The sequence below is a fragment of the Clostridium tanneri genome (assembly GCF_033659955.1).
Taxonomy (GTDB): Bacteria; Bacillota; Clostridia; order Clostridiales; family Clostridiaceae; genus Clostridium_AM; species Clostridium_AM tanneri.
The window spans coordinates 1-22,134 of the sequence record NZ_JARUJP010000029.1; the positions used below are offsets into that span (position 1 = coordinate 1).

Sequence of the window (22,134 nt, forward strand, 5' to 3'; positions counted from 1 at the left end):
AATTATTTTTATTTTTGTGCAAGTGCATTCCTAAGTATAACCTACCTGCTTTCCTGTTAGCAGCAATTATAACGGTCTAAAAAAACCTTTAGGGCTTCCATTTTAAGTATAGACAAGCTTAGAGAAAGTAATGTTGATGTAGATTTCATGATGGAATAATCTAGGCCACATTCACCTTTTTTCCTCTGTATTAATATACTGAAAATAATTAACTAACTGAGGAGATGAATAAATGAAAAAGCGGATTTCCTTAATCACATCCCTTGTACTCATTCTATTAATCTCTGGCTGTAGTATCAAAATTCCTTCTGCCAATGACTCAAGAGATAAACCTTCTGTATCCCAAGGCTCTGAAAACAATAATAAGGATCACTCCCCTATTTTAAAGGACCCTAAAAGTAAAACTGTTTCTGAAAACTCAGAATCACCTAAAGTTGTGATATTAAAACTTGGAGATAAAGGAGAAAAAGTTAAGGAACTACAGAGGAAACTAAATAAATTTAAATATAATCTTACTATAGATGGGGAATTTGGTGCAAGCACAGACTTCGCTGTTAGAAACTTTCAATCTAAAGTTAAAGTAACTCCTGATGGAATTGCTGGGCCTGAAACCTTTAGACTATTAGACTCCACCCCAGCTAAAGATCCCTATATTTATAAAAAACCGCCTAAAGCCTCTACACCAGCAAGAGATTCGGATACAAGCAGCTCTAGCAACTCCATAGAAACTTTCATAAACTCAAAAAATTGCCCAAGTAATACTGAATATTATATTTACACTAGTTTATCTAATCATACAGTTTCTATTTTAACCGGTAGTAATCATAACTGGAAACTGTTAAAATCCTTTACCTGCTCCGTTGGCACAGCTTCCACTCCTACCATCAGAGGATATTTTACTGTAGGTACTAGAGGAAACTCTTTTGTCACAGACAATGGTTTAATATGCAAGTATTACACTCAAATAAGCGGGAACTATTTGTTTCATAGTGTGTTATATAATAAAAGTGATAAACTAGTAGACGGTAGACTTGGCTATAATATATCTCACGGTTGTATAAGGCTTTCCCTAGAAAATGCAAAATACATCTATGACAACATTCCTTCTGGAACGGCAATCTGGATACAATGAAAAAATAGTTATAAAAATAAAACTCAGGAATTTCTTATTGTCTTGTCTATGTACAACTTAAGAGCTTCCTGAGTGTTATTAATTATTAAGACCTTCACTTACTATTATAAAAGATATTCATAATTCTTAAGGAATTTCACTGAATAATAATATGACCAGTTCCCCTATACCTAATTTCTAAGTTTACTTACATTATCCTTTAATAATTTATTTGATTCCTTTAATACCTTTAAATAATTATTGTAGGCATCCTTAACCTTACCGCTGTCATCTGCTTTAACTGCATCTTTTAAAGCCTTCTCTACCTCCTCTACTTTCTTCATATCTGACTTCATAGCATCTTTTCTAGCTGAAATTTCATCTCTATGAGCTGCAGCATAGTCTTCTTTAGCTTGCTTTAATTTTGCAAGTTCACTGCCGTGATTTGTTTCAAATTTTTTCTTTTCTTCCTCTAAGTGCTTTTTAGCATCTTCTTTTGTGATCTGTCCACTCTTCACCTTATCATGAGTATCCTGAACAACTTTTCTATACTCATTCATAAAGGAAGTATCTACCCCAAGTTTCTTCAGCTGCAAATCTTTTAATTCTCTATGAAGCTCTCTTCTTTCAGTCAGTATTTGCCTCACCTGTTCCTTAGCTCCTGGAACATACTTTTCTACATCCTCTAATTCCTTAGCGAAATTTTTGTGATTCTTATGATGTTCTTTGAATTTTTCAGTTTTAGATATGGCTGCCGGTTCAGTACTCTGGACTGAACTGGCATAAGCTACACTTGGTGCAAGTATTGATGATGCTAGTAAGGCTGGCAATATAATTTTCTTAAAATTTAACACGGGCTAACCCTCCTCTATAAAATTTACTACGATCTTATTCTGTCCAGTGTTAGTTACAGAATAATGTCAACTTTATGAACAAATTATTAACAATAGCATTTGTTCTTTGTACTCTTTTATACTCAGCAAATACCTAAGTTTTCAATGATATTTTATATTTACAGTAATCGTATATAAACCTTATTTATGTTAGATAATACTAAGTATCAAATATAAATTTTATAAATATATATAAACTCCCTAAAGCAAAGGATGTGAATAATGGCGTTGTATACTTCAGATTTAAAACAAAATATAGATTTTATCACAAGTGAACTTGGGATGAAGAGCTCAATAGTTGTAAAAAGCTTCTTTATAGGCAGTGATCAACCTCTAGATGCAGCTATTATTTACATAAATGGGCTTGTCGAAAAAAACACTATAGATAGAGACATTTTATCCCCACTAATGCTTTATATTCAGGAAAACTTGAATTGCAAGGAAAACCTAGCAGAATATCTTTGTAAAAGGTATATTTTTATGAGCAGCACTAATATCGAAACTGATATTAATGAAATAATAACTTCTGTTAAGAAGGGCAATAGCGTTATTTTGATAAATGGTATTTTTGAAGGGATAGTATTAGATACCAGTGGTGGAGAAAGCAGATCTATATTAGAGCCTGAAACTGAAACCTCTGTAAGAGGGTCTAGAGAAAGCTTTGTTGAAAATCTTGATACAAATATAAGTTTAATAGGACGCAAACTTAAGGATAAAAACTTAGTTGTTGAAAAATTTATTTTAGGACAGCTTACGCAAAATGACGCAGCAATAATATATGTTCAGGATCTTGCAGATGACACCGTTGTCAACAAAATAAGGGAAAGGATTTGTTCTATAAATGTAGATAAGGTAACAGATGTAGGAACACTACAACAATATATAGAAGACTATACTTACTCCCCTTTCCCACAGACTTTAGTAACAGAACGCCCTGATGTAGCTGTTGCTCAACTATCCGAAGGCAGAGTTATTATGGCAGTAGAAGGAAGTCCTACTGTACTTACAGGTCCCGCAACATTAATAGAATTTTTTCAAGCAGTAGAAGACTATTATCAGAGAACCTTAGCCTCTTCTTTTATAAGAATTATTAGGCTGCTAGCAGTTTTTATAGTAATAACTTTACCTTCTATATATCTAACTTTAATGAAATTTAATACTGAACTTATACCTATAAAATTTATAACACCTATAATACAATCAAGAATAGGCATTGCCCTAACCCCTTTTATGGAGATATTATCTATGGAACTAATAGTTGAATTCTTAAGGGAAGGTGGTTTAAGACTTCCAAGTAAAATAGGTCAAACTTTAAGTGTGGTTGGAGGTATCATAATAGGTGATACTGCTGTTCGTTCTAGAATTGTAAGCCCTACTACTCTATTTATTATAGGTATTTCAGTAATATCTACCTTTTTAATTCCTAAATATGATATGTCCATCGCCATAAGACTGTTAAGGTTTCCTATGCTTCTTTTAGCGAACTTTCTAGGTATATTTGGTATAGGCTTAGGGTACTTTGTAATTACAGTACATTTATGCTCTCTAGATAGTTTTGGAGTACCCTACCTTGAATTTAAGAAACAAGATATGAAGGATGTATTCATTAGATCACCTCTTTGGCAATTTAATAAAAGGCCAAAATCTATACCTAATAAAGATTCAGTAAGACAATCAGATTTTAGAGACAAATGGCAGAAAGATGAATAAAATCATGAATACTAACAGAAGAAACTTATTATCACCAAACCAGATAACTTATTTATTGCTTGGAATTATGATTAACGAAGGCATAATCAGCTTACCTAATGAGGTGGCTAAGATTGCAAAACAGGATGGTTGGATTTCTGTCTTGTTTGGTGCTATTTATCCCCTATATATCTTGTTTATTGCTTTCTACCTAAGCAGCAAATTTCCTAATGATAATATATTGGTTCTAAGTAAAAGATATCTTGGAAAGCTGCTTGGCAGCGTATTAAATATTTTGCTTTCTTTGTTTTTTCTTTTTTACTTAACATCTTCTTGCTCCGGAATAAGTAACTTCCTTAGAACTTATATATTAAGCTTTTTAACCCCTTTAAAATTTATAAGTTTATTTATACTAGCTTCAGCCTATACAGCCTATAAAGGATTAAAGGTTATTGGAAGACTGTGTGAATGTATTTTTTACTTTTCTGCTTCAGTGATACTTGTACCTCTAGCTAGTATAAGAACTGGCAGCATATTAAACATACTACCGGTGACAGGTTCTGGATGGATGAACATATTAAAAGGAGGTATAAACTCAGCATACTCCTATGGGTGTATAGAAATTATATTTTTAATATATCCTTTTATAAGTGATAGAACTAAGCTAAAAAAGTCTTCGCTAAAGGCTGTAACATTCACTTGCATTTGCTATATCTGGGTAACATTTATGACAATATATTATCTTGGTCATAATGTTATTCTTAAAACTAGATGGTCCTCAGTATACGTAGCTGAAAATTTAAATATTACCTTTATAAGCAACTTTAGATATATTCTACTTTTTTTATGGATTCTTGTTACGTTAAAATCAACAGCAGCTAGTTACTATGCCTTTGTTACTATTTTAAGTGACTCCATAAAAAAATTTAAATCAAAGGATCTTATATATATCTGTTATCCTTTAATTGTCTTTTTATCTCTTATGTACGGTAGTGAAGAAAAGAAAAAATACATAACAAGTTACTTCTTACCAATAATAACTATATACGTTTTATTGTATTCATCTTTAATTGCATTACTAATATTTATTAAGAAGGATAAAGCCTATGAAAAAACGTAAGATAATAACTATAGTCTTTATTATAATACTATTTATATATTGTACTGCTGGAGTCAACACCGCTCCTATAGAGAATATTGCTATCGCCTCTGTTATAGGCTATGACTTAGAAAAAGATACTAATAAAGATATACTCTACAAAATATATTTACAAACATATATTTTTGGCGAACGTAACAAGGTTTTTAATAAAACCTATAGCGGAACTGCCACTAGCTTAATTAAATCAAGGGAAGAAAGGCAGCTGAAACTAGATAAAAAGTTCTTAGTTGGGTTGGAAAAAGTAGATTTAATAAGTGAAGCCTATGCTAAACATGGAATATCAACTATTATAGATGCACTTTTTAAAATTCCCTTTGTCAATGACACTGCATTAGTGGCAATTTGCGAGGATAATATTTCAGACCTATTGGATTATAAGATAGAAGGTTACCCTACTTCCGGTGACTATATAGAAGGAATGCTAAAAAACGCTAATCAATATAACTTTTTTGCAAAAGATTTAAAAATACTGGATTTATTTATATCCCTAGGTATCGAGGGAAGAAGTGTTAAAATCCCCTGTATTGAACTAAGTGAAAAGGTCCCTAAAATTACTGGGGAATGTCTATTTAAAAATGATAAAATGGTATTTAAATTAGATATGAAGGATAGCAGACTATTAAACATTTTAAGTACTAACAATAGCACAGGTATTCTTACTTTACAAGAAGACCCTGGTAAATTCATAGATTACTATGCAAAGGTAAGAAGAAAGGTTTCCTGCTCTAAAGTTAACGATGTATATAATTTTACTATTACCCTGCACCTTAAGGGCGATATAATCTCCAACGAGCTTTATAAAGATATAATGAAAGATCCAAAGACAGTTGCTGCCTTTGAAAAAAATATGGCTGACGATATAAAAGCTAACTGTAATGAGTTTATAAGTAAAATGAAAAATCAATATAAGCTAGACTGCTTAGACCTAGGTAGGGTTGCTACTGCAAAATATGGTAAAGATACCGGCGCAGACTGGGACAAAATAGTACCAAACTCTAATATAAAAGTAAATGTTTATGTTAAGGTAGATAACCAAGGAAGGGGAGATTATTAATGGATGTTGAAAAACATAATCTCTTAACTCCTACTCAAGTAACATTTATGTTAACTGGCTTTACAATGGGCATAGGTATTTTAGGGCTCCCAAATTCTCTTGTTAAAGACTCTTATCAGGATGCATGGATAGCAGCCTTATTAGGGGCTGCATATCCCTTATACATAGGAATTTTAGCAATTTACGTCAGCAGCAAATATCCAAAGGATACGGTGCTGACCTTAAGTAAGAAACTTTGTGGAAAATTCATTGGAACCATTCTAAATATTATATTTTTGACCTTCTTCATTTTTCATACAGTTGTAACTATTGCCGGTTTTAATAATATTGTAAGAGTCTATGCTGTACCATTTTTAACTTCCAGTAAGGTTTTAGCTATCTCTCTCTTAGCAATTGCCTATACCACCTATAAAGGTCTAAAAGTAGTAGGCAAAGTCAGTGAAATTGGTTCTTATTTTATGCTTCTTGTAATTTTAACTTCTCTGGCAGCTTTAAGAAAAGGAAGTTTACAAAACCTCTTTCCTTTTTTTCAAGCAAGCATAGTAGATATTTTAAAGAGTACAAAACAATCGATGTTTTCCTATTCAGGTATTGAAGCCATATTTTTGATTTATCCTTTTATAAATGATAGTAAAAAATTAAAAAGATCTATCCTTAGTTTCATAGGCATCACTGCTTTAATTTACACCTATGTAACCTTTATAAGCATATACTATTTAAGCGTTGATGCCATACCTAAAGGTATATGGTCCTTTGCTTTAGTAACAGAAAGCTTCGTTTTTCCTGTTATTAATAACTTTAGATTTATATTTATATTTATATGGACTATTGTAGCATTAAGATTGTCTGCTAATTATTATTATGGAGCTGTCTTTGTATTAAATAACTTATTTCAAAAACTCAGCGAAAAAAAAATAACCCTTTTACTATATCCAGTTACAGTCTTTTTAAGTTTAATGTTAACAAATGAGACTGTACGCTCGAAATTTATTGACCTACTCATATTTAAATATACGATTTTTAATGCACTATATATATCTCTTATATCATTATTAGTTTATCTAAAAAGGAATGGTAAATCTTGAAAAAAAAAAACTTTATTATGATTATTTTATTTATCTTCTTCTTTACATTTATAACAATAGGTTTAGAACCTAAATCCGCTGAAGATGTAGCTATAATAGCTGGCACTGGAGTAGATATAGATAAAAGTGCTGCACAAGTTATCTATAATTTTTACAGAGACATTTATGTCTTTAAAGAAAATGACCCAACTTCACATATGGTACTTACTGGTTCAGCCTCTACCATAGCTCAAACTAGACAGGAAAGGCATGTAAAATCCAATAAAAAGGAGATTTTAGGACAGGAGAAGATATTTTTAATAAGTGATGAGTATGCTGAATTTGGAATTAAGGGATTACTAGACTCCTTTTACAAGAACCCAACTACAAACAATGCTTCCTACATACTTATTTGTAAAGGAAAATCTCTCCCTTATCTTGAACACGAAATTCCTGGATACCCCAGTTCTTCTGATTTTATGGAAGGGTTAGTTGAGAACTCTAAGGAGTATAACTTTTTTTCAGAAAACTATAACCTAATGGATTTATACATAAGATCATCAGCTGAAGGAAGAACTACTGCATTGCCTTACATTGAACTTCAGGAAAGTGATGAAAATTCTAAGAAAAAAGAAATAAAAATCATTGGTACTGCTATACTAAAAAAAGATAAGCTAGTAGCTACAGTTGATATAGAAGATTCTAGAATAATGAACTTACTTAGAGAAAATAAAGTTAGAGGTATGCTAAGAATTCAAGAGGAACCACAAAAATTTATAGAATACTATGGCAGATCCAAAAGAAAAGTTAAATGCATAAAAGAAGGTGATAAGTATAAATTTATTATTAATTTAGATATAAAAGGAGACATAGTTTCAAACGAGTTATATAAGAATATAATTACCGATGTAAAACAAAAAAAAGACTTTGAAAAAAAGCTAGCTGAGAAGACTGAAAAAATGTGTAATGATTTTTTAGACAAGATGAAAAAAGAATATAAGGCGGACTGTTTAGAATTAGGAAAGGTAGCTGCAGAAACCTATGGTAGAAGAACAGGTATTGATTGGGATAAGGTAGTAACGGATTCGATTATTGAAGTAAACGTAAAGATTAAGGTTGATACTCAAGGTAGAGGAGATTACTAAGAATGAGTAGCTTAACATTTACATTTTACAAGGAAAGATATATAATAGATAAATAGATAATTATTATTTTATAATAATTATTTTTACAAATAAATATAATTAACCTTGGAGTGATGAATAATGGAGCAAAACATAAAACCAGAAATTTTAGATAAACTTACAAAAGTATGCCTTTGTAAAGGAATTTCAAGGGCTACAATAAAAAAAGCAATTATTAATGGAGCTAAGACTATAGAAGAGGTCAGAAAGGCAACGGGAGCTGGTTCCGGTTCCTGTGGCGGCAAACGATGTACTCCTAAAATAGAACAACTATTAGAAGAATTGAAATAGTCAAGGAGGCAGTATTGGTATAATTTATACCTCTACTGCCTCCTATTTTATTAACTTTAATATTTTTTTAACAATCCTATATTGAATGCTTTCAGATAAAGTAATATACTGGAATAGTAAATATAATCATTAATGGAAATCAAAAACAAAAACAATCTATTTTCTTAAAACATTTCTATGAAAGGAGTGAAATTAAAATTTGGTGCCAGTCACCATTTTTTAAATTTAATATGAGAAACCTAGTAAAAAGTGAAAACGAATTCAATGGATACTTAAATATTCTTTCAAACATATCTGTTCCCTTTATCATATTAGATGAGAATTACTACATAAATAAGGTAAATGATGCAACAATAAAAATGCTTCAAAATATTTATATGAAGGAGAATGTAAAATGTTTTAATGAAAAAGTAGAAAAAATTCTGTGGTTTATTAAAGATGAAATATTAAACTACAAAAGCAATGAAAGTTTAGATTTTTCCTTTTCTAAAGAAATACAAATTGGACCGGTTAACTGGAGATTTTATGGACAATTTTTAAATTTAGAGAATACCTTTATTCTGTTATTGAACTACCACTTAGAAAAAAACGACTGTATGAAAAAAGCTCTTCAGTTATCCTCTATCGTAAACTCCTCGGAAGATTCTATAATAGCTACTACTTTGGAAGGAAAAATTATAAGCTGGAATAAGGCTTCAGAAAAAATTTATGGCTATACTGAAAGAAAAATGCTTGGTAAAGAAATATCTGCACTTGATATATGGGGAAGCAAAGAAAGGCTGTCAGAATTACTTGACACAATAAGCCTAGGTAAAGAAATTAAGAGCCATGAAGTAAAAATACTAAACAAAGATAATGAAGAAATATTCCTATCTTTAAGTATAACCCCTATAAAAGACCATATTGGTAATATTATAGGTGCCTGTTCCATTGGAAGAAATATAACTGAAAATAAAAAACTTAACCAAGAGCTTTATAACAGTGAAAAGAAATTTAGAAGTATTTACGAACAGTCTCCTATTGGTATAGAGTTGTTTGACGCCAATGGACAAGCTTTAGCTGCTAATAAATCCTTTTGTGATATGTTTAAAATAGATCATATCAGTGATTTTAAATCTGATAACTTTTTTGAAAGTCCCTTTATTTCAGAAAAAGCTAAAAGTATGGTTAGGAATAAGAAAAATTCTAGAATAACCTGCAAATATAACTTAAAGGATCGCAGCAATTCCCAGACAAATAAAAGTGGTATTTACTATTTTGATATTTTAACTACTCCTATATTAAATGAGCAAGGTGAATTAGCATCTATATTAAGCCAAGTTGAAGATATAACTAAAATAAAAAATGTAGAGAAAAAGGTTCGTAATTTTACCAATTTATCTGATGACGTATTCTGTATACTAAGCTTTGATGGTGACTTTTTAGAAGTTAGTCCTGGTCTTCAAAAGGTTTTAGGATGGAGAAAAAGTGAATTTATTTATAAAAACTTTAGAGATTTTGTACACCAAGAGGATATAGAATATTCTATAGACTGCTCCATAAATCTCCTTAAAACTGGAAGAAAGGTATTTAGAAATAGGTATATATGTAAGGACGGAAGCTATAAATGGATTGAGTGGAATTCCTTTGTAGTTAAAGAAGACATGCTAATCTACTCCATCGGAAGGGACATAACCAAAAGGATGGAGGATGAGGAAGAACTTAGAAAGGCCAAAATTGCTGCCGAGGAAGCCAATAGTTCTAAAAGTAACTTCCTTGCAAATATGAGCCATGAAATACGAACTCCAATAAATGGAATAATGGGCATGACAGATTTGACTCTTATGACAGAGCTTAATGAGGAGCAAAGAGAATATCTAAACATGGTTAAGACATCTTCCCAGCATCTACTTGATTTAATTAATGATATACTGGATATATCAAAAATTGAGTCGGGAAAGTTTAACATAGATTTAGTCCCTTTTAACCTTCAAGAAAAAATTAATAAAATAGGGAAAAACTTTTCATTGTTAGCCTCTAAAAAGTTTATAGAAGTACTGTATTTTATAGATCCTCGACTTACAGATATAAATATAATAGGAGACCCTATTCGGCTTAGTCAAATACTAATGAATTTATTAAATAACGCCTTAAAATTTACCGAAAAGGGCAGCATAATACTTTGTGTGAAAAAAATAGAGAGTTCTAAAGCAAAGATTAGGGTTCAATTTTCTGTTTCCGATACTGGAATTGGAATAGCAGAGGATAAAATGAATAAACTCTTTAAAACCTTCAGTCAAGTTGATGATTCATATACGAAAAAATATGGAGGAACTGGCCTCGGTCTTGCAATTTCAAAGCAATTAGCAAACATGATGAATGGAGACATGTGGGTAACAAGTAAAAAGGATGAAGGAAGCTGTTTTTACTTTACAGCGGAATTTTTAACTACCAATGACAGCACTGATTGTACATTAGATATTACAGAGTTAGGTCCAAATATCAATGTTGACAACTATTCAAAAACTATTTTAATTGTAGAGGATAATGAAATAAATCAACAGTTTATATCCACTTTACTGTATAAGAAAGGCTATAACTACTTAAATGCATTTAATGGAATAGAAGCACTTAAAATTCTGGACAATCAAGTTGTTGATTTAATACTGATGGATATTCAGATGCCAGAGCTAAATGGGCTAAATACTACAAAAGCTATCAGAGATTATGAAAAGTTAACTAAAAAACATATTCCAATTATAGCTATGACTGCCTATGCTATGGTAGGTGATAAGGAGAAGTTTTTAAATTCAGGAATGGATGATTACATTTCTAAACCTATTGATTTTAAAACTCTTTACAGCCTTCTAAAAAAACACTTAGATTAACTTTTGAATATATCTCAATTATAAATCGAAAATAGCCTCTATTAATACTATATATCTATCCATATACGCAGGTTAGCTTAACCTAAAAACTAGAGGGACAGTTTTCTGGCTTGAAGCCAAAAGAACTGTCCCTCTTAAATTTTCCTAAATCTATGAAGCTAAAGTAAAGTTCCATACGTCTAATTTAATATAGCAACTAATTCAATATATTCCCTTTACAAATTTAGGGATAGCAGTTAAGTACAAAATGTTTATATATTAGGAGGAAATTTATATGAAATCAAAAAAAATAATATCAGCAGTAGTAACTGCCAGCCTTTTAACGTTACCAACTACAACAGCATTAGGTGCAGGAGTAGAGATAGCAGCATCTCAGAATACTGTAGTAAGTGCATCTGTAGAAGAGGTACAACAATCTAATTTCAAAAGCTTCAAAGGAACTGTAAAAAGTATGACAGAAACTGAAAAAGGAAATAAGGTTATTGTAGTTGAGGATAGTCAAGGAGGAGAAAGCCATTTTATTATTAATGAAAAAACCTATTTTATAAATGATACTAAAATAGAAGAAGGAGTGACTATAACAGGATACTACGATGCTACAAGACCAATGATAATGATTTATCCTCCCCAATATGTAATTGATGTAGCATTGGTTGGAGATATGAAAGAAACTGTAAAAGTAGACTTATTTGATAATAATCTAGTTAGCGTGGACAATCAGTTAAAAATAAAGGTTGATAAAGATACAGAAATCATATCTCAGGATGGCACAAAATATGGCGGACAACTTGAAAATAAAAATCTAGTAGTTATATATGATATTGCCACTAAGAGCATACCTGCTCAAACAAAGCCAATAAAGGTAATAGTATTAGATAAGGAAGGTAATACTCCTGAGAATGATGTAAAAGAAGGCAGCAATATTAAAAGCAATGAAGTAATCAAACTTATACATCAAGTGTTAAAATCACTTACAGTAAATAAGTAATAATATCCCTATCTGCCACACAGGCTATATTATTCTAGGCTTTCTTTTTTGTTTCAATATAAAAATCTTCTTATGTTATAGGGCGACAAGCCCTTGCTCTATAAGATTTTTAATAGAATTGTAGGAAGACTTTTTACTAAACAAACAATTAATATAACCTAATAATATTACTTACACTTTTGTTTATTAGCTATGCTGTCGCATAGCTTTTATGTGTGATGACGGATATAATAAAACTTTTAACTGCACTAAAAACAGGTGTGTAGGTAGAGGTGTACTACGTAGAAAGCTTCGAATGAGGGTTAGAAGGTCTTATGCTGGCGATTTCGAAAATGTTAACTCAAACTCAGCTTTCGCAGAAAGCATTGAATTTGAGTTCATTTTCAAAGTTGAGCCAGCATTAGACCTTCTTCCTGAAATGAGGGATTTCAAGCAGTATGCCTCTATCAAACACACCGATGTTCAGTGCGCTTAAACTTTTATATCGCAACATACTTAATGTGTATTATAATCATCTTTTCCATAGCCTATACAAGTCTGGTCTTTCTTCCCTTAAGATTTGATAAAACTTTTTAGATACCTTTAACTTTCTAAGTTGTTTAAGCATAAGTCTAGGATATTTTTCTTGCCATGTTTTGTGAGACGCAGGGTCAATAACTTTTACAGATTCATCTTTCTGTACATATATATGTGCTCCCCTTATATCTAACCTTTTAAAACCTAATCTCCTAAACTCTTCAATAAGATTAATTAGATTTATAGCTAAAGTTTTGCTTAATCCGTTTTTTCTTATATAGCTTGGGAGTATTTCTCCATCTACATAATCTCTTATCATAACCTTTCCATTTCTACTATAAACTTTAGGAAAATATGGACTACCTTTTGCAGCTTTTAATACCTCATACTCAGCTATGCATACTTTTTCTAACTTACAAATCTTTATAACTCTTCCATCTGACATTAAATATACCTTGCCATTTTTTCCATGGCCTAAGTATTTATATTTGTCTAATTGGTAAACTTCCTTATAATTCATGATAACCTCCTCCTGTCTTTATATGTATACTCTTTATCTACAGGAGTACTAAATACGGATGTCTGTCCCTTACTTATTACTATACTAAATTCAATAAAAAAAGGTACCAATTATTTTACATATTGATTATTAAAATCCTCCACTGAGGAAAATATTTAAAAAAGCTTATAATAAAAGAGAGAAGAATATATTCTTAATAAAATAAGATATATCTCTTCTCTCTAAAAATAGAAACTAATTAGATAAAGAATTTAAGTATAAACAGAACTCCTATTATATACGTAGTAACTGATATTTCCTTTGCTTTTCCTGTTAATACCTTTAAAAACACATAAGACACTATTCCAAATACAATTCCATCAGAAATACTATATGTTAAAGGCATCATTATTATAGTAAAGAAAGCTGGTATAGCTTCTGTAAAATCTACTAATTCTATTTCTTTTATAGGTGAAAGCATAAATAATCCTACTAAAATAAGTGACGGTGCTGTAGCTGCAGATGGTATCATTAAAAATAATGGTGATAGGAATAAAGCTACAGTAAACATTCCAGCTGTTGATAACGCTGTAAGTCCAGTTCTTCCTCCTGCTGCAACCCCTGAAGCACTCTCTACATAGGTACAAACTGTACTTGTTCCAAAACAAGCCGCTAGTGTTGTTCCAACTGCATCTGAGAATAATGCTTCCTTAGCTCTAGGAACATTGCCCTTTTCATCTAACATTCCAGCTTTAGTTGCAACACCTACTAGGGTTCCAACAGTATCAAACATATCCATAAATAATAATGTAAATAATGCTACTAACATATCTATGCTAAATATATGATTCCATTCAAATTGTAAGAATCCTGAACTAATACTTGGCGGCATACTTACAACTGCTCCAGGTAATTGTGTTATTCCCATTGGAATACCTATAAGAGTAGTAACCACGATACCTATTAATAATGCTCCATTTACATTTCTAGCTAATAGTACTCCAGTTATTATAACTCCTATAATTGCAAGAAGTGCTGTTCCACTAGTTACATCTCCTAATGCCAAAATAGTACCAGTCTTTGGGTGTAGTACTATATGAGCGTTTTCTAAGCCTATAAATGCTATAAAAAGTCCTATTCCAACAGAAATTGCTTTTTTAATATTTGTAGGTATAGAGTTTATTATTGCTTCTCTTACATTAAATGCTGTAAGCAGAATAAATATAATTCCTTCTAAAAATGCAGCTGTTAACGCAAATTGCCATGTGTGTCCCATTCCAAGTACTATAGTATATGCAAAGAATGCATTAAGTCCCATTCCCGGTGCCTGTGCAAAAGGCAACTTTGCATATAATCCCATAAGAGCAGTAGAAACTATAGCAGCTAAAGCTGTAGCTGTAAATACTGCGCCATAGTTCATTCCAGCTTGTGATAATATGTTAGGATTTACCACTAATATATAAGCCATTGTCATAAAGGTTGTAATTCCAGCTAGTATTTCAGTCTTTATATTCGTATTGTTTTCTTTTAATTTAAAAAAACTTTCCATATGCTTCTCCTTGTAATTTAAATTTACTTTTTTTGATGTTTTTTTCTCTTTTTCGCACTTGTTTATATTAACAAATCCCAATACTAAAGTCAATGATTTTTACGAACGTTATATAGTAATTTTTATTTATATTTTGCTATCATTCTATTAAATGAAGGATTTACTAACTTCATCAAGGAATAATGTTCGTGTTTATTCTTGTATATATATATCATTTTGTGACGACAGGATTTTAATTTTTTATCAATTAAACATTCGACAAAAAATCTGTATTTCTGCTTTCTGTCCGACAAAACCTATGTGTATATATGTTTATATTTAAATGATATAGATACTGCATTCAAAGGAGCTACAATAACGTAAATCAAATTATATTTTATTTTAAACTTTTACATTTTTAGTATTAACAAAAATTTGTTAATATAGTATCATGTAGATATAGAAGGTTTGCACTAATCTAATTTTAAACAATATTCGCTAAAATCACCTAATAAATATGTATATTCTTATAATGGAGGAAATCGTATGAAAAAAATCAGTAGCAAGATTATAACAGCAATTATTATCTGTTGTACAATCTTATCATCTATAATTGGTGGACTAGCTGTATTCAAAAGTAGTTCTTTAATACAAAGTGAGGTAAATGACAAAATGCTTTCAATGGCTCAGGCAAAGTCCAGTGAGCTTGATAAAACTATTGTTAATGTTGAAAGTGCTGCTAAAGACTTGAGCTCGGTAGTGGCAACTGTAACAGATATAGAAAAACTAAAAACCAGTCCAGCAGATTATGAAACTCTCATGAAGCCTTTAGTTAAGAATTTAGTTTCTTCCCAGCAAGGGGAAGTGATGGGCTTATATGTAATATTAAATCCTGAAATAACAGAAAATGTGTATGGTGCTTGGTTTGTTGATACGTCAAACAGTCATCAGTTTATAGAACATAAGCTCACCGATAAAAGTGAGTTTAAAGCTGACAATGCCAATCTTGCATGGTACTATGAACCTATAAAGCAAAAGAAAGGTATATGGAGCAACCCTTATACCAATGTTGAGTTGCAAATGGAAATGATATCCTATACAACTCCTATTTTTAAAGACAATACTTTGATTGGTGTAGCTGGTATTGATATAAACTTTCAAAAATACAGAGAAGGCATAAATAATATAAAAATATATGATACTGGTTATGCTAGCTTCCTCAACGATAAACACGATTATATAGTTCATAAGACCCTAAAATCTAGTGATAACTTAGCTAAAATAGATAATGGTAGTTATAAATCAATAAGCGATAAAATTAAGAGTACTCCATCCGGTGTAACTGAACTAAAAACCTCTAAAGGTACTAATGTTTTTAGTTATTCTAAACTTTCCAATGGATGGATACTACTAATGTCAGTGCCTGAAAGTGAAGTTTTTAAACAGCTTAATTCATTAGTTGTTCTTATAATTGCAATAATTATAATAGGTGTTATTCTTTCATCTATATTTGCATTATATATAGGAAAGAAACTCTCTGCACCAATCATTCACTCTACAGAGTTAATTAATAGAGTAGCAGGGCTAGATTTGTCTTATGATGATACTAGTATATCTGATAAATTATTAAATAATAATGATGAAACTGGTGTTATGAGCAGAGCTGTTCTAAACCTGAGAAAAGAGCTAGTAGAAATTATACAAACCTTACAAGAAAATTCTAAGGAAGTTACCCAATATTCCGAAAGCCTATCTAGGTCTACTGAGGAAACTAATGCCTCCGTTGATAGTGTTTCAAGAACCTTAGAGGAATTAGCAAAGGGTGCTCAGGAACAGGCTAGATCATCACAGCTTGGTACCGAAAAGTTAGAGGATTTAGCTGATGAAATAAGAATTTCTGTCTCTAGCTCTAATAAGGTTAAGGAATTCTCAAATGAAGTTAAAAATGCAAACAATCTAGGTACTACTTCAATGGAAAAGCTTATAGAAAAATTCACTATAAACAATGAAGTTACTGAAAAACTGTCTACTAATATAGATAGTTTATCCAATAAGTCCGAATATATAGGGGAAATTGTAAATACTATTCAAGCAATAGCAGAACAAACAAACCTACTAGCTTTAAATGCTGCAATTGAGGCAGCTCGTGCTGGTGAAACTGGAAGAGGTTTTGCTGTGGTTGCAGAAGAAATAAGAAAACTCTCGGAACAAACCTCAAACTCTACTAAAGAAATATATAGTATAGTAAGTCAGATTCAACTTGAAATCAATACAGCAAAAAACAATATGGATGATGGTGAATCTGCAATAAAGGAAGCTAATTTAGCTGTAAGCGAATCAAATAAAGCCTTTAAGCTAATAGAATCCGCTATCCAAAATACATTAGATCAAATAGATATCTTAGTTGAAAACATTGAGAAAGTTGATAGGGATAAAATTGAAGTTATCAGCTCAATTCAGGAGGTATCTGCAATATCTGAAGAATCTGCAGCAGCTACAGAAGAAATATCTGCTTCAATGGATGAACAATCTAGGGCAATAGGCAATATTTCTGGTACAGCGGAACAACTTAATAACATTGCCGATAAATTAGAGCAAGTAATTAACAAGTTTAAAATTTAATAAAAAACCTATTAGTGCCATTAACTTAGACTATTCTTATAATATCTAAGTTAATGGCACTATTACATACTGATATAGTTTTTAAAAATCTTTAAATACCTCTTTTTTAGCTCCACATACTGGACATTTTTCTGGTAAATCATCTTCCACTACAGTATAACCACATACTGGACATACATAAAATTTATCATCTCCAATATCATTTCCAGCTTTAGCAGATTCCTGAGCCTTTTTGAAAAGTTCTGCATGCTGCTTTTCTGCTTCTACAGCAAAATGGAAGGATCTTTCTGCATCTTTCTCTTCCTGATATCTAGCTGCATTTAAGTATACTGGATACATTTGGTCTACTTCATGAAGTTCACCATCTATTGCTCCCTGAAGGTTTTCAACTGTATTTGTAAGACCGAATACAGCACCAGCTGTAACTGAGCTATCCCCAACCTGATCTTTAAGTACTGTAAAATGATTTTTAGCATGAGCCCACTCAGCATATGCCACAGCTCTAAAGAGTCTTCCTATATTAGGAAACTTCTCTCTATCTGCTGCATCTGCCCAAACTAAATATCTCATATGAGCCATACTTTCTCCACCGTAGGCAGAACGTAAAAAATCTGCTGTCATTGCATTTTTAACTGACATTATCATCACCTCATAAATATTTTATTACTTTAATATTCTCAATATTCCACACTTAAGGTAAAACTATACACTAATAGAAAAAAATTTAACTCCCTAGCTTTAAAACTAGGGAGTCAGCTGCTAACTATTATTCTGCATTTAATCCTGCTAAATTCAAGAAATTCCATGGTTTATTAAAATGTGGCTGGAAGAAAAAGTCAACAAAGGCTAATTCATCTACAGTCATTTTATTTTGAATGCATACAGATAATGTATTTATAGATTGAGTTAAATCCGTCTTCGAACAAATTTGTGCTCCTAAAATCACCTTGGATTCTTTTTCATAAACTACTTTTACTGTTACAGCATCATAAGTAGGCATAAATTCTGGTCTATAGTTATCTGTGATTGTGACAGTGTTAACTTCTAACCCTTCTCTTTTAGCAGACTCTTCAGTAAGACCTGTGGAAGCTATATTATACTCATAAATTTTAATTCCAGAAGTTCCTTGAGTACCAATGTATTTAGTAGTATTTTTAACTAAATTTCTAGCTACTAAAGTTCCCATACGAACTGCATTTGTTGCTAGCGGCATGTATTGACGCTTTCCTGTTGGATTATATATTACTGAAGCACTGTCTCCTGCTGCAAATACCCCTTCTTTGCTTGTGTGCATATATTCATCTACAATAATAGCTCCGTTAGGCAGCATATCCAGCTGGCCTTTAAACAATTCTGTATTCGGTCTAAATCCAATGCAAAGTATCACTAATTCAGCTTCATAGGAACCTTTATCAGTAACTACCTTTGAGACCTTTCCATTTTCTCCTTCAAACTTAACAACCTTTTCACCTAAAGCTAACTTTACACCATGGTCTGAAAATTCCTTTTCAGCTATGTCTGTAAATTCTTTATCTAAGTATTTATTCATGATACGTTCTTCTGCATCTATTAAAGTTACCTTTTTACCATTCATTTCGAAGGCCTCTACCAACTCTACACCTATATAACCTGCTCCAACAACTACGATATTTTTAACATTCTTAGCTTTTTCGATTATAGAGTTTGAATGGTAGAAGTTTTTAGATAAAAGTATGTTTTCTAGGTTTATTCCTTCTATTGGTGGAACTATTGGCCATGAACCAGTAGTGATTATTAACTTATCAAAGCTATCTTCAAATTCTTCCTTTGTATCTAAGTTTTTAACTCTTAGTTTCTTTTTATCTGTATCAACTTCTAGCACATCGTGCTTCATTTTAGTAGTTACCCCTAATTTCCCTAGTTCTTCTGGGGAAGAGTAAAATAGCCCCTGAACATCCTTAACTATTCCTCCTACATATAATGCAATACCACAGGATAGGAATGATATATTATCATTTCTTTCATACACAGTTATCTCCGCATCAGGATATAACTTTGCTGTATTTATTATTGCCGCTGTTCCAGCATGAGTACAACCTATAACCGCTACCTTCATTTATATTTCCCCTTTCACTTGTTAATCATTTAACTTTACTAATATTATATATTAAACAATAATTATTTTCAAGTAATAAAATGAATTTTTCATAATTTAGGTAGAAACTTTACAATATAAATTAACACCCTTATTATTTAATATCCTCTAGCTAATTATTCTATCTTTATAACTTTAGCAAAGGCTTTTATTAAATAAAAAAAGACCCTATAGATGAAACACTTTTTTTATAGTGTTTCACCTATAGGGTCCATTTTAAACTAATGGTCCTTTTTTATTAAAATCTTATTTTTATAATATAACTGTAGACTGCAATTTTAGCCTCCACCTACTGGAGGAAATAATGCAATTACGTCATTATCTTTTAAAGGATTGTCTAATTTTCCATCTGCTTCATTAAGAAGTATATCTCTTCCGTTAAGCAAAAATATTGACACTTCATCTAAGTCTATTTTAATTGCATCTAAAACTTCCCTAGGAGTTGTCCCTTCTGCTAAATCTAAAATAGACTTTTTTTCTCGGCCATCTCTGAAATAAGCAAACAATCTTACCTCAACCTTCATTTAATCACCTCCTAGTAAATTGTGGTTTTTATTTTTACTAATTACAAAGAAAGAGCCTCTAAAAGCTCTTTCTTATTATATATTATTTAAGTGCTAATTTTTTCAATGTATCTTCAGTTGGTACACCATTTTCATCCCAGCCTCTTACTGAATAATATTCAGGAAGAAGAACATCTAATCTGTGAACGTGACCTTTTGATGGTCCTTCTGGAATTTCATCTTCTAACAATCTCTTTGGAAGTGTATCTTGCTTGCTATCTATACCGGCTGCAAGATTGAACATCTTTTCAAGAGTCCATATTCTGTCTCCAGCTTCCATTAATGAGTTAACATCGTGAAGTTCTCCTCCAACTACTGCATTGTATAAATCTACATAGTCCTGTGCACCAAATCCAAAGGTTGTAAATACACATAATCCAAGGGAGTCGATAACTGCTGTTAAGTCATGGAATACTTTAGCATAAGCTGCTTTTCCTTCTAGTGAGAATCTGTCAAGTTTTTCTGGATAACCAAGTATTTCAGGGTTTATCATATAACCTTTAATATGACAGCCACCTCTGTTATTAGCTGCGTAAGTTAAACCATGTCCTTGAACTCCTCTTGGGTCATAAGCTGGAAGTTCTTGTTTCTTAACTGTCATTGAGAACTCAGGTGCTCCGTAAGCTTCGCATAATCTGTAAGATCCATCTGCTAGCTTATCACCAAAGCCTTCTCTAAGTCCCATCTTCTTAGTCCATTCAACTACTGCATTAGCATCTCCCCAGTTAAGTGATACACCATCTGCTGCTATATCTGCATCCTTAACGAATCCTTTTTCATAAAGCTCCATAGCTGCTGCTATAGTTGCTCCTGCTGAAATTGTATCTAGTCCATACTCATTACATAACATGTTAGCTCTATTTATAGCATTTAAGTCATAAACATCACAGTCTGAACCGAAGGACCATAAAGTTTCATATTCAGGACCTCCACATTCAGTTCCGTCATCTAGTTTTACCCATCTTCCGCAAGCTATTGGACATCTATAACATGGATTCTTTCTAACTAAAACATCCTTAGTCATAGTTTCTCCGCTGATCATATCTGCTTTTTCAGTATAGGACTTTTGGAAGTTTCTTACTGGGTGAACACCATTTTCATTTATGATATTAACTAATACCGCTGTTCCGTAAGTAGGTAATCCACCACCTGCTACTGGATCTTTTCTTAATATGTCTAGCTTTTCAGCTGCAACCTTTTTAACTAAGTCTTCATCAAATAACTTAACTTTTCCGCTTCCTTTTACAACTATAGCCTTTAAGTTCTTTGAACCCATAACAGCTCCAACACCACCACGGCCTGCTGCTCTGTCTATATCATTCATAACTGCTGCCATAAGTGATAACTTTTCACCAGCTGGTCCTATACATAAAACCTTAGCTTTTGGATCTGTATCTTTTTGAAGAAGTTCTGTTGTCTCTGATACTACTTTGCCCCAAACATGAGTAGCATCTTTGATCTCTACTTTATCGTCTACTATGTTCACATAAACTGGTGTGTCTGATTTGCCCTCTACAACTATCATGTCGTAGCCAGCCATTTTCATTTCTGCTCCCCATTTTCCACCGGAGTTAGCAATACCTACAGTTCCTGTAAGTGGCGCTTTTGTTACTACCATAAATCTTCCACTTGTTGGAACAGGTGCTCCTGTAAGCGGTCCTGCAGCTATTATGAATTTGTTATCTTTTGATAGTGGATCTACCTTTGGATCTACCTCATCGATTAGTGTTTTTACACCTAAACCTCTAGCTCCTATAAACTTTTTTGCCTTATCAATATCTAAGGCTTCAACTTTACAGGTTTTGTCACTTAAGTTAACTCTTAGAACCTTTCCATTATAACCACTCATAAATAATCCCCCTTATTTTAAGAAATAAATTTCTCTACTCTTATATATAAGCAAATTGCATGCCAATTTCTGAAAATAAAAACTTTTTTCATTTTTTATTAAATAATATAGAAAAAATAG

General features: G+C 31.8%; 18 protein-coding genes. 11 read left to right on the forward strand and 7 right to left on the reverse strand.

Annotation, left to right across the window (positions count from 1 at the left end; genetic code table 11):
* The first annotated feature begins 232 nt into the window (after window positions 1-232).
* On the forward strand, window positions 233-1,132 hold the full coding sequence (locus P8V03_RS16810; RefSeq protein ID WP_318799051.1) for a L,D-transpeptidase family protein: 900 nt from the start codon (window positions 233-235) through the stop codon (window positions 1,130-1,132).
* A gap of 170 nt (window positions 1,133-1,302) precedes the next feature.
* Here P8V03_RS16810 and P8V03_RS16815 read toward each other — a convergent pair whose 3' ends face one another.
* Window positions 1,303-1,965 (reverse strand): hypothetical protein, encoded by a 663-nt coding sequence (locus tag P8V03_RS16815; RefSeq protein WP_318799052.1) that lies wholly within the window; start codon window positions 1,963-1,965, stop codon window positions 1,303-1,305.
* Between the two features lie 261 nt (window positions 1,966-2,226).
* On the opposite strand from P8V03_RS16815, the gene P8V03_RS16820 reads away from it, so the two are divergent.
* The 9 genes from P8V03_RS16820 (at window position 2,227) to P8V03_RS16860 (ending at window position 12,778) form a co-directional block, all read left to right on the forward strand.
* Complete coding sequence (locus tag P8V03_RS16820; RefSeq protein ID WP_318799053.1) at window positions 2,227-3,714, forward strand: spore germination protein; 1,488 nt, start codon at window positions 2,227-2,229, stop codon at window positions 3,712-3,714.
* A 4-nt stretch (window positions 3,715-3,718) separates the two neighbouring features.
* The gene (locus tag P8V03_RS16825) at window positions 3,719-4,813 is read left to right on the forward strand and encodes a GerAB/ArcD/ProY family transporter (RefSeq protein WP_318799054.1); all 1,095 of its coding nucleotides are present in this window, start codon (window positions 3,719-3,721) and stop codon (window positions 4,811-4,813) included.
* Entirely contained in the window at window positions 4,800-5,909 is a 1,110-nt protein-coding gene (locus tag P8V03_RS16830; RefSeq protein ID WP_318799055.1) for a Ger(x)C family spore germination protein, read from the forward strand. The genes P8V03_RS16825 and P8V03_RS16830 overlap by 14 nt, the downstream gene beginning before the upstream one ends.
* On the forward strand, window positions 5,909-6,994 hold the full coding sequence (locus P8V03_RS16835) for a GerAB/ArcD/ProY family transporter (protein ID WP_318799056.1): 1,086 nt from the start codon (window positions 5,909-5,911) through the stop codon (window positions 6,992-6,994). The genes P8V03_RS16830 and P8V03_RS16835 overlap by 1 nt, the downstream gene beginning before the upstream one ends.
* Complete coding sequence (locus tag P8V03_RS16840; RefSeq protein WP_318799057.1) at window positions 6,991-8,118, forward strand: Ger(x)C family spore germination protein; 1,128 nt, start codon at window positions 6,991-6,993, stop codon at window positions 8,116-8,118. The genes P8V03_RS16835 and P8V03_RS16840 overlap by 4 nt, the downstream gene beginning before the upstream one ends.
* A 120-nt stretch (window positions 8,119-8,238) precedes the next feature.
* Window positions 8,239-8,448 (forward strand): (2Fe-2S)-binding protein, encoded by a 210-nt coding sequence (locus P8V03_RS16845; RefSeq protein WP_261671419.1) that lies wholly within the window; start codon window positions 8,239-8,241, stop codon window positions 8,446-8,448.
* 230 nt (window positions 8,449-8,678) lie between these two features.
* Window positions 8,679-11,315 carry a PAS domain S-box protein gene (locus P8V03_RS16850; RefSeq protein ID WP_318799058.1) on the forward strand — a complete coding sequence of 879 codons (2,637 nt, stop codon included), beginning with the start codon at window positions 8,679-8,681 and terminating at the stop codon, window positions 11,313-11,315.
* 274 nt (window positions 11,316-11,589) lie between these two features.
* On the forward strand, window positions 11,590-12,303 hold the full coding sequence (locus P8V03_RS16855; RefSeq protein WP_261671421.1) for a hypothetical protein: 714 nt from the start codon (window positions 11,590-11,592) through the stop codon (window positions 12,301-12,303).
* Window positions 12,304-12,514: 211 nt separating this feature from the next.
* Entirely contained in the window at window positions 12,515-12,778 is a 264-nt protein-coding gene (locus P8V03_RS16860) for a hypothetical protein (RefSeq protein WP_318799059.1), read from the forward strand.
* Window positions 12,779-12,814: 36 nt separating this feature from the next.
* Here the strand turns inward: P8V03_RS16860 and P8V03_RS16865 are convergent, their stop codons facing one another.
* Complete coding sequence (locus tag P8V03_RS16865; RefSeq protein WP_318799060.1) at window positions 12,815-13,339, reverse strand: serine/threonine protein kinase; 525 nt, start codon at window positions 13,337-13,339, stop codon at window positions 12,815-12,817.
* A gap of 238 nt (window positions 13,340-13,577) precedes the next feature.
* The gene (locus tag P8V03_RS16870) at window positions 13,578-14,867 is read right to left on the reverse strand and encodes an NCS2 family permease (protein WP_261671424.1); all 1,290 of its coding nucleotides are present in this window, start codon (window positions 14,865-14,867) and stop codon (window positions 13,578-13,580) included.
* Between the two features lie 525 nt (window positions 14,868-15,392).
* Between P8V03_RS16870 and P8V03_RS16875 the strand changes: the two genes are divergently transcribed.
* Window positions 15,393-17,468, forward strand: coding sequence for a methyl-accepting chemotaxis protein (locus P8V03_RS16875; RefSeq protein WP_318799061.1), 2,076 nt, complete (start codon window positions 15,393-15,395; stop codon window positions 17,466-17,468).
* Between the two features lie 81 nt (window positions 17,469-17,549).
* Here the strand turns inward: P8V03_RS16875 and P8V03_RS16880 are convergent, their stop codons facing one another.
* The 4 genes from P8V03_RS16880 to P8V03_RS16895 form a co-directional block, all read right to left on the reverse strand.
* Window positions 17,550-18,107 carry a rubrerythrin family protein gene (locus P8V03_RS16880; RefSeq protein WP_261671426.1) on the reverse strand — a complete coding sequence of 186 codons (558 nt, stop codon included), beginning with the start codon at window positions 18,105-18,107 and terminating at the stop codon, window positions 17,550-17,552.
* Between the two features lie 127 nt (window positions 18,108-18,234).
* Window positions 18,235-19,563: an FAD-dependent oxidoreductase gene (locus P8V03_RS16885; protein WP_318799062.1), complete on the reverse strand. Its 1,329-nt coding sequence runs from the start codon at window positions 19,561-19,563 to the stop codon at window positions 18,235-18,237.
* 317 nt (window positions 19,564-19,880) lie between these two features.
* On the reverse strand, window positions 19,881-20,126 hold the full coding sequence (locus P8V03_RS16890) for a MoaD/ThiS family protein (RefSeq protein ID WP_261671428.1): 246 nt from the start codon (window positions 20,124-20,126) through the stop codon (window positions 19,881-19,883).
* Between the two features lie 82 nt (window positions 20,127-20,208).
* Window positions 20,209-22,014: an aldehyde ferredoxin oxidoreductase family protein gene (locus P8V03_RS16895; RefSeq protein ID WP_318799063.1), complete on the reverse strand. Its 1,806-nt coding sequence runs from the start codon at window positions 22,012-22,014 to the stop codon at window positions 20,209-20,211.
* Window positions 22,015-22,134: the final 120 nt, after the last annotated feature.

Excerpts from the sequence above, each read along its gene's own strand:
- P8V03_RS16810 (WP_318799051.1), top strand. The coding sequence starts at position 233 with ATGAAAAAGCGGATTTCCTTAATCACATCCCTTGTACTCATTCTATTA.
- P8V03_RS16820 (WP_318799053.1), top strand. The coding sequence starts at position 2,227 with ATGGCGTTGTATACTTCAGATTTAAAACAAAATATAGATTTTATCACA.
- P8V03_RS16825 (WP_318799054.1), top strand. The coding sequence starts at position 3,719 with ATGAATACTAACAGAAGAAACTTATTATCACCAAACCAGATAACTTAT.
- P8V03_RS16830 (WP_318799055.1), top strand. The coding sequence starts at position 4,800 with ATGAAAAAACGTAAGATAATAACTATAGTCTTTATTATAATACTATTT.
- P8V03_RS16835 (WP_318799056.1), top strand. The coding sequence starts at position 5,909 with ATGGATGTTGAAAAACATAATCTCTTAACTCCTACTCAAGTAACATTT.
- P8V03_RS16845 (WP_261671419.1), top strand. The coding sequence starts at position 8,239 with ATGGAGCAAAACATAAAACCAGAAATTTTAGATAAACTTACAAAAGTA.
- P8V03_RS16850 (WP_318799058.1), top strand. The coding sequence starts at position 8,679 with ATGAGAAACCTAGTAAAAAGTGAAAACGAATTCAATGGATACTTAAAT.
- P8V03_RS16855 (WP_261671421.1), top strand. The coding sequence starts at position 11,590 with ATGAAATCAAAAAAAATAATATCAGCAGTAGTAACTGCCAGCCTTTTA.
- P8V03_RS16860 (WP_318799059.1), top strand. The coding sequence starts at position 12,515 with ATGTGTGATGACGGATATAATAAAACTTTTAACTGCACTAAAAACAGG.
- P8V03_RS16865 (WP_318799060.1), bottom strand. The coding sequence starts at position 13,339 with ATGAATTATAAGGAAGTTTACCAATTAGACAAATATAAATACTTAGGC.
- P8V03_RS16870 (WP_261671424.1), bottom strand. The coding sequence starts at position 14,867 with ATGGAAAGTTTTTTTAAATTAAAAGAAAACAATACGAATATAAAGACT.
- P8V03_RS16875 (WP_318799061.1), top strand. The coding sequence starts at position 15,393 with ATGAAAAAAATCAGTAGCAAGATTATAACAGCAATTATTATCTGTTGT.
- P8V03_RS16880 (WP_261671426.1), bottom strand. The coding sequence starts at position 18,107 with ATGTCAGTTAAAAATGCAATGACAGCAGATTTTTTACGTTCTGCCTAC.
- P8V03_RS16885 (WP_318799062.1), bottom strand. The coding sequence starts at position 19,563 with ATGAAGGTAGCGGTTATAGGTTGTACTCATGCTGGAACAGCGGCAATA.
- P8V03_RS16890 (WP_261671428.1), bottom strand. The coding sequence starts at position 20,126 with ATGAAGGTTGAGGTAAGATTGTTTGCTTATTTCAGAGATGGCCGAGAA.
- P8V03_RS16895 (WP_318799063.1), bottom strand. The coding sequence starts at position 22,014 with ATGAGTGGTTATAATGGAAAGGTTCTAAGAGTTAACTTAAGTGACAAA.